This is a genomic window from Yersinia sp. 2553 StPb PI (genome assembly GCF_052217105.1).
Lineage (GTDB): Bacteria > Pseudomonadota > Gammaproteobacteria > Enterobacterales > Enterobacteriaceae > Yersinia > Yersinia enterocolitica_E.
The window spans coordinates 1-15,480 of the sequence record NZ_JAZGPX010000001.1 but is presented as its reverse complement, the minus strand read 5'-3'; the positions used below and the strand labels follow the sequence as shown (position 1 = coordinate 15,480).

Genomic DNA, 15,480 nt, shown 5'->3' with positions numbered 1-15,480 from the left:
ATAAGTGAGACCAAAAATGGCATTACTGGGGTATGCACGGGTATCAACCAGCCATCAAAAATTGACGCATCAGATTATGGAGCTGAAAAGTGCTGGTATCCGCGAGGATCGCATTTTTACAGATATGATGACGGGGGCAACGGATGAGCGAGAGGGGTTACAGCGCTTGTTGGCCCGTGCAGAGAAAGATGACGTCATCATCTGCACAAAAATGGATCGCCTTGGACGTAACACCGCTGACATGATCCGTGTTGTTGATGGCTGCTACAAAAAAGGGATAGCAATCCGCTTCCTGGAGAATGGCCTCAGTACCGAAGGTACTATGGGGAAAATGGTTATCCAGATCCTAGCTGCAGTGGCAGAAGCTGAGTGTGAACGCATCCTGGAACGGACTAATGACGGTAGAATAGTAGCATTGGCAGCAGGCGTAAAATTTGGAAGAAAAATTCATCCCCGGACACCGGCAGCTCTGACCTTGATTTTGCAAGGTGAAACGGTGAACAGTGTGACAGAAAAAACAGGAGTTTCTCGAGCGACCTACTTTCGGCTGAAAAGAAAAATAAAAAACGATGTTAAAAATGAAAAGCTTTCTCATGAAAATTCAAAGTGATATGACGTGAAGGTGGGGCTTTTGGAGGAAATGTGCACGGAACCCCAATTCATCTACCAGAGCAAACGGATCATCTACAGATGGTTCAACCGCAAGGGTGGGCACCGTCGTATGACATGGGAAAAACTAGGTCTGATTCTAAAAATGCGGGGCTATCCGTCGTTATGGAAAACCCGATCAATGTTCAAATCTGGCTGAATATGTGTGGGGACACTGATCTGTCGGGAGCCGGATGCGGTAGTTCGGCACGTCCGGTTCTGAGGAGGGACTTACCTGGGCGACTGGGTAGGTCTACTCAACCCCGAACCCCTGGATACACTCCTGAACCTAGAATTGCATACTATAGTAGATCCAGAAAATCCCGCATTGCGCAATAATTTTGTTGCATCTGTGGCACGTATATTTGCTCATGAAATCCCTCATGCAGTCCGATGGTACGCTCAGGTTAAAATTTAGAAGGCATTGATATGATGAAAGAGAAAAAACCTCAACAGAAAACGATATCTACATTACTAATATTAGGGTTGAGTTCGCTGTCTTTATTGTCTAATGCTGGATTGTCAGCACCTCTTGTTTTCGATGATCTGGGTAATGTCATTAATACATCAACGAGTCAGGGGCAAATTACGGTTGGGGTGAATAACCCTGCCTCATTGACGATTGGAAATGGCGCTGTGGTAGATACCAACCTGGTTGGCACATCAGCAGTGCTCATTGGCGGGAGCCAGTCGGGCTCATTAACCGTCACTGGCGATGGGACAAGCCTGAATACCAACTCGTTGATTACGAGTAATGCCGCGGGTCTCGGGACATTGATTATCGAAAACGGCGGTAACGTTACCATAGCTAACAGCAGTGCGACAAAACCACTCACGATAGGAGACAGTGCCACGAGCTCAGGAGTGGTTATTGTGCGTGGCCCCGGCTCCTCACTGATTAATAATTCCGTATCAACTACTGGTATTGCACCGGGGATAAATGTAGGTCACTTAGGCTACGGTGAACTGTATGTAACAGACGGAGGCACCGTCAAGATTGCGTCAGTTTTGCGTATTGGGGGAGGTCAAGGCAATACTTCATTATCGAGGAATAGTAACGGCAGTGTTTATCTCTCCGGTGCCGGGTCTACTATTGAGGCGGCCACTGTCTCAGTGGGTACATTCGGTAACGGATCTTTAATGGTGCTAGACGGTGCGAAACTTATCTCTACTCACCCTACCTTTACAAATAATATTGCTCAACTCAATCCAGAAGGAAAAAGTGTTGCTCTGGTGTCTGGGCAAGGCTCCCTCTGGTCGATGGTCAGTTTATTAAATATTGGGCTAGGGACCAGCGCCAACGCAGTCGATGGCTCGCTGTATGTTGCAAATAATGGCACGGTATCGTCAGCCACGGGTATGGTTATCGCCAGTGGCATAAACGCTGTAGGCTTGTTGAGTATCGGTACTGGGGGAGACTCTACGGCAGGTTTTATTGAGACGCCAACGGTTACCTTTGGCTCTGGGAGCGGTACGTTGAGTTTTAACCACACCAGCACAAATTACCTGTTCTCTCCGGTTATCAGTGGGGCAGGAAAAGTTGATATTTACCAGGGGAGTACCACTTTTACCGGACTCAACACCTATTCAGGCATAACCCATATTATTGCGGGTAATTTATCTGCAGGGGCGGAAAACACCTTTAGTCCCAATTCAAATTATATTGTTGATGCACCCGGTGTTCTGGGCCTAAACAGTTTTCACCAGACGATAGCCAGTCTGGTGAACTCGGGTGGGGTCTATTTCGGTGACAACAGTCAGTTAACCATTACGGGAGACTATATCGGTAATAATGGCACACTCTACATGTCTACGGTACTTGGGGGGGACCCGTCGGATACCGATAAGTTAGTGGTAGAGGGGGATACTTCAGGCAGTAGCCGCGTAAAAATTAACAATGCAGGGGGGATGGGCGCACAGACAGTCAACGGTATTGAAGTGATACAAGTCCAAGGTGTATCAAACGGCGAATTTATTCAGTCTGGGCGTATCGTTGCTGGTGCTTATGAATACCAGTTAGAGCGGGGTCAGGGAACAAATTATAAGAACTGGTATTTGTTCAATTATCACATAGATCCTGGTCCTAATCCTGGTCCAAACCAACCTGTTGAACGACCAGAAATGGGCGCTTATTCTGCCAACCTGGCGGCAACTAACAATATGTTTGTTACCCGTCTGCATGATCGTCTGGGGGAGACCCAGTACATTGATGCCCTGACGGGCGAGCAAAAAGTCACCAGCCTGTGGCTGCGTAACGAAGGCGGTCATAACCGTTTCCGTGATGACCACGGTCAGTTGAGCACACAGGCAAACCGTTATGTCGTGCAACTGGGGGGCGACATTGCCCAGTGGAGTCATAACGGGGTGAACCGTTTCCATCTGGGGTTGATGGCCGGTTATGGCAACAGCAAGAGTACCACGGTGTCCAGCGTGTCTGGTTACAATGCCAAAGGGACGGTAGACGGTTACAGTACCGGTGTCTACGGTACCTGGTATGCCAACGAGGCCGATAAGTCAGGTCTGTATGTGGACAGCTGGGTTCAGTACAGTTGGTTCAACAACACGGTCACGGGTCAGGAGTTGGCGAGTGAAGAGTACAAATCCAAGGGAGGGACAGCGTCGGTTGAGAGTGGTTATACCTTCAAAGTCGGTGAAAATGCGGCGAAGAATGCCACGTACTTTATTCAGCCGAAAGCACAGGTGACCTGGATGGGGGTGAAAGCCGATGACCATACGGAAGCCAACGGCACCCGTGTGTCTGGTGAAGGGAATGACAATATCCAGACCCGTCTGGGGATGAAAGCCTTTATGAACGGTTACAGTGACCAGGACAAAGGCAAGGATCGGGTATTCCAGCCGTTTGTTGAAGCGAACTGGGTCCATAATACTCAGGACATTGGAACCATTATGGATGGTGTTAGCGTGAAGCAAGCCGGTGCGGCGAATATTGCAGAATTGAAAGTGGGTGTTGAAGGTCAACTCAACAAACAAGTGAGTCTGTGGGGCAATGTTGGCCAGCAGGTGGGTAACAAAGGTTACAGTGACACGGCAGCCATGCTGGGTGCCAAGTACAGCTTCTAGGCATTTTGGCGGGTTCCGTTCCGGCTTGGAACCCAGGCTACAGTCATGATGTATGGTTTTTCGGCACTGGAATATCTCTTGGATATTGGGATATTCAGTGGGTTTCAGACTGGTTGAACACTTTATCTCGGATTATATCCCGCTCAGAGGGCATCGATGCTTACAATGATTGATGCCCGGGATTTATTGACAATAATATAGCGTCTACGCGTTTAGCCCCAGAGTCTTGCTTTTTACCCTATGAGACTGCTTTCAGCCAATCCACTATTTTATGGGGCCGGAAATTTCGGCGGTGTCGAGTCGCTGGAAGTGATTACCCGCCGCCAGCCCTCATACGGTGTTTGGCTGGTATTTTGGGGTAATGAGATAACCTAAATGCGACACCGAAAGCGCGATAACTTAAAAGCTATATCCTTTGACGCTAAAACGCGTTTTTTTGTGATGTTACACGCAGATGCCATTGATCCGAAATGTCTTCCGTCGCCTAGATTATCCCGTCGATATTATGGCAGAGCGCGGTATTGGGGTTTGGGGAGTAACGGAACCAGAAACGCCGTTAAGCAGTCATTTTATATAGCCAAAAATTAACCAGCCAATTTACATCGCAGATTGCCCTTCTTAGCGTAGGTTTTCGCCCCATTGGCCCTCAAACCCCTACAGGCCTCTTGCTTTTTCTGAAAGAATGCTCAAGTTGCGGCGCATAATGGGCGACCCATTTTTGCACTGTTGAATGGTCTACAGTGGCGCCCCGCTCTTCCAGAAGCTCTTCTATATGACGATAACTGAGCGGGTAGGCAAGCTTCCACCGCACAGCCATCAAAATGATATCTTTAGGAAAGTGGCGACCTTTAAAACTGAGCATCATTCAACCTTTACTCGGATGTCTTGGTCCGTAGTATCACTGAGCTTTCAGATTTTCGACAGAACCGGAAATTTCTTACTAAATGGATGATGCATTCCTATATTAAGTTAATAATTATCGCTATATGATATAAAAATAATGTATCGCACAAACACAATATTATTGTTAACTGTTTATAGAAACATCTTGAGCCATACTTATCCCGTAGCCAATCAATAGAATTACTGAGCTAAGGACGACCTCCCAAGGTATTATTTCTAATGAGTTTCCCCCTAACATCGGCTTGTTCGGCATTAGCTATTTCGGACTCTTTTTCGATGATGTTATTGAGGGCCTTCTTTGAGGGTTTTGTATGTATTATTTATTTTAATTATTGATGTTGATGTCTTTATTGGCAGCACCTGCCACAACCATACCGTTGGCCTTATAAAAGGCAACAATACCTTCCACAGGAACAAATAAATTAAATGTTGAAATCAACCGGCAGTCCGACGTCCCGCGATACTCGCAGGCGTACATTTCTTCTGAGCACCCTGAGTACAGTCATCCTTTGTAGTATAGCAGGAACGGCCCATGCCGGGTCGTGTACCGGCTCGGCCGGTATTTATACCTGTTCGGGCGTGCAGAATAGTGGAACTGACATAAATCAGGTCTTGTATGGTTCGCCGCTGTTGGTGACCACCGCACCGGGCTTCGGCATCGTTACCAGCGATATATATGCGATTAATTTGAATGGGACCGACGGTCTGAGCTTTACCGACGACAATGGGTCCACCATCACCGGAGAGCGGTACGGCATTCTCGCCAGTAACAAAGGCTCTGGATCTGTGTACCTCACTACCACCGGCGCGGTAACCGGCAGAACCGGGGACGGTATTAATGTCTACAACAACGATAACCTCGGCACGGACCTGATCCTCCAGGCCTCGGAGGTCTTTGGTGGAGGTACAGGTATTACTGGTGTAAACAATGGGTCTGGCATGCTATCCATTACCACCGACGGCACGGTGACTGGCACAACCGATTACGGTATTAAAGCTGTTAACAACAGCACCGGCACGGATCTGACCATACGGGCTGCCGATGTTTTCGGAACTCTCGGTATTTATGCTGACAACCGTGGTTCAGGTGCGTTGTCAATCACCAGCACCGGCACGGCAACGGGTACGGAGGGATCTGGTATTTTTACTATCAATACCGGCACAGACCTGACCATACAGGCCGCTGATACCTTCGGACTGTATTTCGGTATTAATGCTGACAACCGTGGTTCAGGTGCGCTGTCCATCACCAGCACCGGCACGGCGACCGGCACAAATGCGTACGGCATTGATGCCACGAACGCTGGCACGGACCTGACCATTGAGGCTGCCGATGTCTTTGGTGAAGGTGCAGGCATTAATGCCACCAATAACGGTACGGGGGAGATGTCCATTACCACCACCGGCACGGTAACCGGCACAAACGGGTATGGTATTTTCGCTGAAAACGCCGGCACTAACCTATCCATCCAGACTACCGATGTTTTAGGGAATTACGCAATTAATGCCTCAAACTACGGCACGGGCGCGCTGTCCATCACCAGTACCGGTACGGTAACCGGCACTGGTGGGCCGAATCGTAGTGGTATTTACGCCATAAACGTCGGCACTGACCTATCCATCCAGACTACCGATGTTTTAGGCGGGAGTTACGGAATTAATGCCTCAAACTACGGCACGGGCGCGCTGTCCATCACCAGTACCGGCATGGTGAAAAGCACAGAAGATTATGATTCTAAGGGTTTTGCAGGTTATGGTATTTATGCCATAAACCTCGGTACAGACCTGACCATTCAGGCCGCTGATGTCTCCGGAAACGTTGGTATTCTTGCTGAAAATAGCGGCGCGGGGGTAACATCGATTACTACGACCGGCACGGTAACAGGGAGAGGCATGCAAGGCATTCAGGCGATAAACACCGGCCTTGGACCGGTGTCTGTCGAGGTGAACACCGGCAGTACGGTGCAAGGCGCTCTTACCGGTATTGACGTCAATTCGACCACGCCAATCGATATCACCAACGCCGGGACTGTCCGTAATTTATCAGGCAGCGCTTCAGATATCGCTATCCAGACCAGCGGAGCACAGGGAACCCTCACCAACAGTGGCCTGTTGCAGGGGACTGTTCAACTGAGCGATGAAGGCAACCGTGTCATTAACAACGCCGGCGGCTCTTGGGTCACCGCAGGTGGGACCAATGAGTTCGGCGCGCTGACAGCCAGCAATAGCCTGGTCAATAACGGCACCCTTATCGCCGCGAACGGGTCTGTAACTGACCCGGTGCAGACCACCACATTCAACAATGTTGGTACCTTCACCAACGCCAGCACCGGTATCCTGAACATGGACAACGGCCGCGCGGGCGATGTCACCATCATTAACGGCGATTATGTGGGGAATGGCGGCAGCCTGCTGTTGAATACCGTGCTGGCTGATGATGCATCGGTCACCGATAAGTTGGTGGTGAACGGCAGTACTGCCGGAACCACGTATGTGGGAGTGAACAACCTCGGTGGCAGTGGTGCCGCAACGCTCAACGGTATTGAGTTAATACAGGTCAGCGGTGTTTCTGATGGGGAGTTTGTCAAAAATGGCCGTATTGTGGCGGGTGCCTATGATTACTTATTGGTGCGCGGTGCAGATACAAATGCCAGCAACTGGTATCTGACCAGTGTAATAACACCAACACCAACACCAACACCAACACCAACACCACCAACACTGCTTCAACGTCCGGAAGCTGGCAGCTATACCGCCAACCTGGCGGCAGTCAATAATATGTTTGTCACTACACTGCATGACCGCCTGGGTGAAACGCAGTACATTGATGCCCTGACCGGCGAGCAGAAAGTCACCAGCCTGTGGCTGCGTAATGAAGGCGGGCACAATCGTTCCCGTGATACCTCGGGTCAGTTGCGCACACAGGCTAACCGTTACGTGGTGCAACTGGGTGGCGATATTGCGCAATGGAGCAATAACGACAGGGACCGTTTCCATCTGGGCCTGATGGCCGGTTACGGCAACAGCAAGAGTACCACAGTGTCCAGTTTGTCGGGTTACAACGCCAAAGGGTCAACTGACGGTTACAGCACCGGCATTTACGGTACCTGGTATGCCAATGATGCCGACAAGTCTGGCTTATACGTGGACAGCTGGGCACAGTACAGCTGGTTTAACAACACCGTGGAGGGTCAGGATTTAGCGTCTGAAGAATACAAGTCCAAAGGGGTAACGGCTTCTGTTGAGAGTGGCTATACCTTTAAAGTGGGCGAGAATGCTGCTAAAAACGCCACGTACTTTATCCAGCCAAAAGCACAAGTGACGTGGATGGGTGTGAAAGCCGATGACCATAAAGAAGCCAACGGCACGAATGTGTCAGGTGAAGGTGATGGCAATATCCAGACCCGTTTGGGCGTGAAAGCGTTTATGAAGGGCTACAGTGACCAGGACAAAGGCAAAGACCGGGTATTCCAGCCGTTTGTTGAAGCGAACTGGGTCCATAATACCAACGATTTTGGTACTACAATGGATAGCGTGACCGTGAAACAAGACGGCGCAGCCAATATTGCGGAACTGAAAGTGGGTGTTGAAGGGCAGCTCAATAAGCAAGTGAATCTGTGGGGCAATGTTGGTCAGCAAGTGGGCAACAAAGGCTACAGTGATACGGCGGTCATGTTAGGCGTTAAATATAACTTCTAAGAGTAAGGCTTTGTCGCATTAGTGACATGAAGTTGGCCAAAGTTGCGTTGTCGGTTATTTAGGCAGCCAGCAAATAGAATTGTTCCGCGAGTGACAATCCCTCACTTTGCGGATGTTGATATTGCCCTTTTCGTATCATGTTGCTCAGTTCGATGCCGGCCAGGATCGTTTTTGCCCGCCGAAACGATTTGAATCCCAGCATCGGTCGACTCCGACGTTTGATATTTCGGTGATCTTGCTCAATCAGGTTGTTCAGGTACTTACTTTGCCTGACGGTAATCGCTTCCTCATCGGGTTTGTCCGCGTTGAGCGTGGCCAAAGCTGCGGTGTTAGCCCCACTTTTATCGATAGTGACAACCTCGGGTTCGCCGTGATGGCGAATAGCCTTGCGAAAGAAGCGTAATGCGGCTGCAGAGTCCCGTTTGGCGGTCAGCAAAAAGTCGATGGTGTGACCTGCTGTATCGACCGCCCGATACAGATACTTCCACTGGCCTTTGATTTTGATGTAGGTTTCATCCATGCGCCACCGCCGACCTACTGTGCGCTTGTGTCGGCGAAAAACCTTATCTAACAACGGTACCAAGCGGATAACCCAACGATGCAGAGTGGAGTGGTCAACAAGAATACCGCGCTCTGCCATCATCTCTTCGAGGTTACGCAGGCTCAGGGCATAAGCGAGATACCAGCGAACACACTGAGCGATAACATCAGTGGGGTAATGCAGACGACGGAAGGCTTTTCGAATGAGAGACATGGGCAGGCAACATCGTAAAAAAACAGCATTTTACCTGACGACGCCTTAATGCGACAGAACCGTTTTTATGATGTCTATTTATGGCATTTTTTATCAATCAGTTGAAGATATTGACTTTTTTATCAGAGAGACAAAAGAGTTTTCTTTCCCTAAAGGCTACCAAGTTCCTGAACATTATAACTATCGTGGAGAATAACCTCCTGAAGGTTGTGCAATAGTTTCACCATGTCGAAGTCTTATCGCGAAGCAAGTTCTGGAAATTTCTACTTCCCACTGCTGCAACCGAATCACACCCGGTGCAGCGGCAAAGCCAGCAGGACAGAGATAACTATGATGCGAAGCAGACCAGTACCAGCGGTGGTGTCAGCATTGCGGTGGATCTGCCAACCTGAGCATGGGTCAGGATAAGCCCCTAGCAAATGATTTTGGTGAGTTTTTTTATAGACAGATACAAAGTATAGATTGATCGTAATGGTGCAATAAACTCACATTGACGTAGGAGATGGGCTTTGCATAACAATGATAAAACCATTATAATATTGATTTAATAGATATTTTTAATAAAAAAGAAACCCGATAGTTAACCTGTTTAACCTTCTGAGTCTTTTGGCAGCCTAAGCGCTCCATAACCGGTCTGCTAAGAGTACCCGATATAATTGCTCAATCTTTTATCGAGAATAGTACTTTTATGATGAAAAAAATATTATTAACGTCCACGTTAATAACCGCATTCTTATTAAGTGGATGTGCCTCTGAGTCCTCACGCTCGTTAGAAGTGGCGAAAGTCGCCTCTTACGGCACGCAATATAACGGCCCTCGCAGCCCTATTTCTGTGGGTAAATTCGACAACCGTTCAAGCTATATGAGCGGAATATTCTCCGATGGCGTTGATCGCTTGGGGAGCCAGTCAAAAACTATTCTGCTGACGCACTTACAGCAAACGGACCGCTTTAACGTATTAGAGCGCACCAATATGGAAGAGCTGAAAACAGAAGCAGCTATTTCAGGGCAAAGTCAGCAATTGAAAGGTGCGACTTATGTCGTGACCGGCGATGTGACCGAATTCGGTCGCAAAGAGACTGGCGATCGTCAGCTATTTGGCATTTTGGGTCGGGGTAAATCTCAGATTGCCTATGCCAAAGTGAATCTGAATATCGTCAATGTGAAAACCTCTGAAGTGGTGTTCTCTTCACAAGGTGCTGGCGAGTATGAACTCTCCAACCGCGAAGTGATCGGTTTTGGCGGAACAGCAAGTTACGACTCAACCTTGAATGGCAAAGTACTGGACTTGGCTATCCGTGAAGCGGTCAACAATCTGGTTACTGGCATCGAATCGGGTGCATGGCAACCAGCGAAATAAACATTAATAGCAAAATAATTTTTAATCACGGGTATGGATACTGCAACATGAAATTAGTGAAAAATCTCTCTTTGCTGCTAGCTGCAGCTGTATTGGCGGGTTGTGCCACAGCACCGAAACCTATTTATAACTGGGATAACTACCAAACAACGATTTATGATTACTATAAATCGGATGCCAGCCCTGAGCAGCAAATTGCAGCTTTAAAAGAAAATATTGAAAAGTCACGCGCGAAAAATATGCCCGTCCCTCCGGGCTTACATGCTCATTTGGGCATGCTGTATGGCAATACCGGGCATACCGATTTAGCAATGGCTGAATTCAATACCGAGAAAACGGCATTCCCTGAGTCTGCTCCGTTTATGGACTTCTTGATGAGCAAGGATAAAGGGGCATTTAAATGAAATCTATTTTCGCAATATGCGCTGTCATGATAACGCTGTTACTGACCGGCTGTGCCAAGCCGGTACAGCAGGACTATTCTGCATTTAAGCAAAGTAAACCAAAGAGTATTTTAGTACTGCTGCCACAGAACCAATCGCCAGAAGTTTCTGCCAGCCATGGCATGTTGTCTCAGGTCACTTATCCACTCTCTGAGGCAGGCTATTACGTGTTGCCGGTCGCCGTCGTGGAAGAGACATTTAAGCAAAATGGCATGACGAATGCGGGCGACATCAGTGCCGCCAGCCCAGCCAAACTGCATAAAATCTTTGGTGCAGATGCGGTGCTTTACATTACCGTGGTGCAATATGGCACCTCTTATCAGGTCATCACCAGCGATACTCGTGTCACCGCGAATGCCAAATTGGTGGATTTGAGAAACGGAAAATTATTGTGGAGCGGCAGTGCTACTGCATCCAGCAATGAAGGTGATAACTCGTCTGCTGGTGTCATCGGCATGCTGGTGCAAGCGGCGGTAACACAGATAAGCAATACCCTCACCGATCGTAGCCATGATATTGCCGGTGTTACCAGTACACGAATGCTGACGGCTGGAACGCCTAACGGCATTCTGTATGGCCCGCGTTCACCGAATTACGGTAAAGATGCTCAGTAACTCTCTTTAATGCCCATGCCCTCTGAAGTTGCGGGGGCATTTGTTCCCCGCCGTCACTAAAAATGCGGTTCTGTCGCATTAAGGCGTCGTCAGGTAAAATGCTGTTTTTTTACGATGTTGCCTGCCCATGTCTCTCATTCGAAAAGCCTTCCGTCGTCTGCATTACCCCACTGATGTTATCGCTCAGTGTGTTCGCTGGTATCTCGCTTATGCCCTGAGCCTGCGTAACCTCGAAGAGATGATGGCAGAGCGCGGTATTCTTGTTGACCACTCCACTCTGCATCGTTGGGTTATCCGCTTGGTACCGTTGTTAGATAAGGTTTTTCGCCGACACAAGCGCACAGTAGGTCGGCGGTGGCGCATGGATGAAACCTACATCAAAATCAAAGGCCAGTGGAAGTATCTGTATCGGGCGGTCGATACAGCAGGTCACACCATCGACTTTTTGCTGACCGCCAAACGGGACTCTGCAGCCGCATTACGCTTCTTTCGCAAGGCTATTCGCCATCACGGCGAACCCGAGGTTGTCACTATCGATAAAAGTGGGGCTAACACCGCAGCTTTGGCCACGCTCAACGCGGACAAACCCGATGAGGAAGCGATTACCGTCAGGCAAAGTAAGTACCTGAACAACCTGATTGAGCAAGATCACCGAAATATCAAACGTCGGAGTCGACCGATGCTGGGATTCAAATCGTTTCGGCGGGCAAAAACGATCCTGGCCGGCATCGAACTGAGCAACATGATACGAAAAGGGCAATATCAACATCCGCAAAGTGAGGGATTGTCACTCGCGGAACAATTCTATTTGCTGGCTGCCTAAATAACCGACAACGCAACTTTGGCCAACTTCATGTCACTAATGCGACAAAGCCCTTGTTCGTCGTTTGATATTGCGGTGGTCCTGTTCAATCAGGTTGTTCAGGTATTTACTCTGTATGACTGTGATGGTCTCATTTTCTGTTTTGTCTGCGTTGAGTGTGGATAGCACGGCTGTGTTGGCACCACTTTTATCGATGGTCACTACCTTGGGTTCGCCGTGATGACGAATGGCCTTGCGAAAGAAGCGTAATGCGGCAGCTGCGTCCCGTTTGGCGGTCAGCAAAAAGTCGATGGTTTGACCGGCATTATCCACCGCGCGGTACAGATATTTCCACTGACCTTTGACTTTGATGTAGGTTTCGTCCATGCGCCACCGATGTCCAACGGCACGCTTATGCCGGCGAAATGCCTTATCCAACAACGGTACCAGACGGATGACCCAGCGATGGAGCGTGGAATGGTCAACGACAATACCGCGCTCTGCCATCATTTCCTCCAGATTACGCAGGCTCAGGGCATAAGCCAGATACCAGCGAACACACTGGGCGATGATATCGACGGGATAATGCAGGCGTTTGAAGGCTTTTCGGATTAGAGGCATGGACAGGTAACATCATAAAAAAAACAGCATGTTACCTGACAAGCTCTTAATGCGACATAACCTTATTAAGTGCCACTAGAGTAACTCTTAATAAATATCAGCTTTTTTTGCATGTGTAAGAAGACTTTTTCAGATGTCTAAACAATAAAGTACCTCCCTTATTTGGACGGTACTTTAAATTATTTTAACTATCCATAAAGTCGGATCTTAGCATCAGACAATCAGACTAATATTTTTAGAGTATACCCTAGTGATAGCGGATGACTCTCCGTAAAAAATACTCTCATATACGTTGATTTATCATTTTTGATACCAGAGAATCACTTCATCTAGTCTCTACTGCATCTTCCTCAACGCTTCATTTAGGCGTCAATCTGCATGTAATGTAAGCCCGCATTAGCGGGCTAATTTACTTAGTTTGTGAAGTGTGGAATAACCGAACACCGACAGCTCGGGTTATCTCAACAAGACGGGATAAAGTCGGATTTCCATTCTCAGATAAAGATGTATAAAGATGCTGCCGTGATATACCAGATTGTTTGGAAAACTCACCCAATCCGCCTCGGGCTTCAATAACGCGGCGTAGCGCTGTCAAAAAGGCAGGAATACCGCCAGGTTCGTAAATTTCCTCAAATGCCGTCTGTAGATAAATCTCGGCGTAAGATGGGTTTTCTTTTAACTCGGCGATCATCGCGTCGTTATGGTCAACTACCTTCGCGGAAGATTTCTTATTATTGGTTGTGATCATATTTTACCTCGCTTGATAATCTCGCCAAAAGGTCACGGCCTTATCTAAATCTTTATCCTGTGTAGTCTTATCACCGCCGATGAGTAGGAGTATAATCTCTTTATTATCAAAAGCATAATACACTCGATAACCAGGCCCATAATCAATTCTTAATTCCCAAACTCCATCTCGCTCAAATTTGTGATCCCCGAAGTTTCCAGATTCTGCGCGGTCTATTCGGTTATCAATTTTTACCGCAGCGCGAGGGTCTTTTTTTCTAAGCTTCTTTATCCAGTCCGTATAAGGCACTTTGCCGTTTTCTTCCTGGTATCGCTTTGCCGTATATGGCATCGAACATCCCTCATTTCCCTTAACTAATGAAATTGTCCGTTATAACGGACAAAATTGCAAGATATTTTATTATTGTATATGGCACTTAAGTATACCCTAATGTCATAGTTAAAATTATGGTCATTTCCCCATTGGATCATCACCTATCTGTCATGTACATTATGATCATCACCTAAAAGTCACTTATGGGCAAAAAATGTACATTCACGGCTATCTCCGCGCCTCGACGAAAGAACAAGACGCACTCCGAGCCAAAAACCGGATGAAAGCCTTTATTGAAGAGAAAGGTTTTCGGATGGCCAGCTGGTACACCGAAAATGTGTCAGGGGCGTCACTCCAGCGGCCAGAACTTTTACGGTTACTCGATGATGCCGCCCCGGGTGACATTATTCTTATCGAACAAGTTGACCGATTATCGAGACTGGATGAAGCAGGGTGGCAAAAACTAAAATACCTTATCCAAGAAAAAAGGCTTGTTGTTGTCAGCCTGGATCTACCCACAAGTCATCAGGCACTGACTCTGAATGCACCTGATGAGTTTACTCTGGCCATGCTGACAGCCATCAATGGCATGATGCTGGATATGTTAGCGGCTATTGCGCGGAAAGATTACAGTGACCGACGCCGGCGCCAGCAAGAGGGGATAACCAAAGCCAAAGCGGCGGGGAAATTTAAGGGACGACAGGCAGATCGCCTTCTGCATGAGAAAATAATAGAGCTGCGCATCAAAAATGGCCAAAGTATCAGGGATACAGCAAGGCTCACGGGTGTATCTGAAAGAACAGTTATACGGATAGTGAACAAAGCCAAAGTGACTGTTGAAAGTAGCGAAATTAAATCGGTGATCGGACATTTTTAAAAACGGGTATTTTTTGGGAGTTTCCGGTGGGAGAGGGGTAAAGCCAATAACACGGGGACTCTGCGGGACGTGACGCCCCCGAAACACCCCGCGCCCCTGCCTTCAGACGAACGGTAACCCGCTGAGGCATAGCCTATTATAACAGGGGTCGCAGCGATAAACAGGCGAAGAGTCCGAGTTTGGCACTCTACAGGTAAATCCCAAAGGGGAGGATAAGTATAGAAGAGGGAGGGGCAACCGGAATTGACGAAATTGCACATTTAGGGGCTGCGGCACTTGTGACCCTGGCTTCTATTATGCAGTAGCGTACTCCAACCGTATTGTGGGGGTAAGCAGTAGCGGCAACGTATGCTTTAACACCGATGCGGGTTAGAAAATACCTGGGATTGGTGCCCGCTATAATTTATATTCATTTTTTGTAAATGGATTTAACTCAATGGACTGTGTATATGAACAATTTTATTAAAAAGAGTATTGGCGGATTATCTAAGCAGTACTACATTAGAAATTTCCTCTTTGGTATGTTGTTCTTCGGGGCCTTTGTATGGATAATAAGCACCTCAACGACCCCGATGAAATTCCCGCCCCTATTTATTTTCGCTATTAGTACGTTGCTAT

Annotated in this window: 12 protein-coding genes and 4 pseudogenes; 11 read left to right on the top strand and 5 right to left on the bottom strand. The window is 48.0% G+C overall.

Annotated elements, in window-relative coordinates; all coding sequences use genetic code 11:
- Positions 1–16: 16 nt before the first annotated feature.
- From V2A84_RS00080 to V2A84_RS00065, 4 genes and pseudogenes are all read left to right on the top strand, one after another.
- On the top strand, positions 17–610 hold the full coding sequence (locus V2A84_RS00080; RefSeq protein ID WP_442821494.1) for a recombinase family protein: 594 nt from the start codon (positions 17–19) through the stop codon (positions 608–610).
- Between the two features lie 45 nt (positions 611–655).
- Positions 656–808: pseudogene (locus tag V2A84_RS00075) on the top strand (group II intron reverse transcriptase/maturase); the annotation flags it as partial.
- Positions 809–1,077: 269 nt separating this feature from the next.
- Entirely contained in the window at positions 1,078–3,729 is a 2,652-nt protein-coding gene (locus tag V2A84_RS00070; RefSeq protein WP_442821495.1) for an autotransporter outer membrane beta-barrel domain-containing protein, read from the top strand.
- A gap of 240 nt (positions 3,730–3,969) precedes the next feature.
- Positions 3,970–4,104 carry a hypothetical protein gene (locus V2A84_RS00065; protein ID WP_442821496.1) on the top strand — a complete coding sequence of 45 codons (135 nt, stop codon included), beginning with the start codon at positions 3,970–3,972 and terminating at the stop codon, positions 4,102–4,104.
- A gap of 280 nt (positions 4,105–4,384) precedes the next feature.
- Here the strand turns inward: V2A84_RS00065 and V2A84_RS00060 are convergent.
- Positions 4,385–4,594, bottom strand: a pseudogene (locus V2A84_RS00060) (IS6 family transposase); the annotation flags it as partial.
- Positions 4,595–5,058: 464 nt separating this feature from the next.
- On the opposite strand from V2A84_RS00060, the gene V2A84_RS00055 reads away from it, so the two are divergent.
- The gene (locus V2A84_RS00055) at positions 5,059–8,331 is read left to right on the top strand and encodes an autotransporter outer membrane beta-barrel domain-containing protein (protein ID WP_442848462.1); all 3,273 of its coding nucleotides are present in this window, start codon (positions 5,059–5,061) and stop codon (positions 8,329–8,331) included.
- 58 nt (positions 8,332–8,389) lie between these two features.
- Here the strand turns inward: V2A84_RS00055 and V2A84_RS00050 are convergent, their stop codons facing one another.
- A complete protein-coding gene (locus tag V2A84_RS00050) occupies positions 8,390–9,085 on the bottom strand; it encodes an IS6 family transposase (protein ID WP_442821523.1) in 696 nt (231 codons plus the stop codon).
- Between the two features lie 52 nt (positions 9,086–9,137).
- Between V2A84_RS00050 and V2A84_RS00045 the strand changes: the two are divergent.
- From V2A84_RS00045 to V2A84_RS00025, 5 genes and pseudogenes are all read left to right on the top strand, one after another.
- A pseudogene (locus V2A84_RS00045) lies at positions 9,138–9,281 on the top strand (adhesin); the annotation flags it as partial.
- A gap of 492 nt (positions 9,282–9,773) precedes the next feature.
- Positions 9,774–10,445: a CsgG/HfaB family protein gene (locus tag V2A84_RS00040; RefSeq protein WP_442821473.1), complete on the top strand. Its 672-nt coding sequence runs from the start codon at positions 9,774–9,776 to the stop codon at positions 10,443–10,445.
- Positions 10,446–10,492: 47 nt separating this feature from the next.
- Complete coding sequence (locus tag V2A84_RS00035) at positions 10,493–10,849, top strand: DUF4810 domain-containing protein (RefSeq protein WP_050135832.1); 357 nt, start codon at positions 10,493–10,495, stop codon at positions 10,847–10,849.
- Positions 10,846–11,502, top strand: a complete 657-nt coding sequence (locus tag V2A84_RS00030; RefSeq protein WP_442821474.1) for a DUF799 domain-containing protein — start codon at positions 10,846–10,848, stop codon at positions 11,500–11,502. Before V2A84_RS00035 ends, V2A84_RS00030 begins: the two co-directional genes overlap by 4 nt.
- Positions 11,503–11,629: 127 nt before the next feature.
- A complete protein-coding gene (locus V2A84_RS00025; protein WP_442821523.1) occupies positions 11,630–12,325 on the top strand; it encodes an IS6 family transposase in 696 nt (231 codons plus the stop codon).
- A gap of 45 nt (positions 12,326–12,370) precedes the next feature.
- Here V2A84_RS00025 and V2A84_RS00020 read toward each other — a convergent pair.
- The 3 genes and pseudogenes from V2A84_RS00020 to V2A84_RS00010 all read right to left on the bottom strand — a co-directional run.
- Positions 12,371–12,925 (bottom strand): annotated as a pseudogene (locus tag V2A84_RS00020) (IS6 family transposase); the annotation flags it as partial.
- Between the two features lie 409 nt (positions 12,926–13,334).
- Complete coding sequence (locus tag V2A84_RS00015; RefSeq protein WP_050288233.1) at positions 13,335–13,673, bottom strand: helix-turn-helix domain-containing transcriptional regulator; 339 nt, start codon at positions 13,671–13,673, stop codon at positions 13,335–13,337.
- Between the two features lie 3 nt (positions 13,674–13,676).
- Positions 13,677–14,003, bottom strand: a complete 327-nt coding sequence (locus V2A84_RS00010) for a type II toxin-antitoxin system RelE/ParE family toxin (protein ID WP_442848461.1) — start codon at positions 14,001–14,003, stop codon at positions 13,677–13,679.
- Between the two features lie 196 nt (positions 14,004–14,199).
- Between V2A84_RS00010 and V2A84_RS00005 the strand changes: the two genes are divergently transcribed.
- Positions 14,200–14,862: a recombinase family protein gene (locus V2A84_RS00005; RefSeq protein WP_420073677.1), complete on the top strand. Its 663-nt coding sequence runs from the start codon at positions 14,200–14,202 to the stop codon at positions 14,860–14,862.
- Positions 14,863–15,480 lie beyond the last annotated feature (618 nt).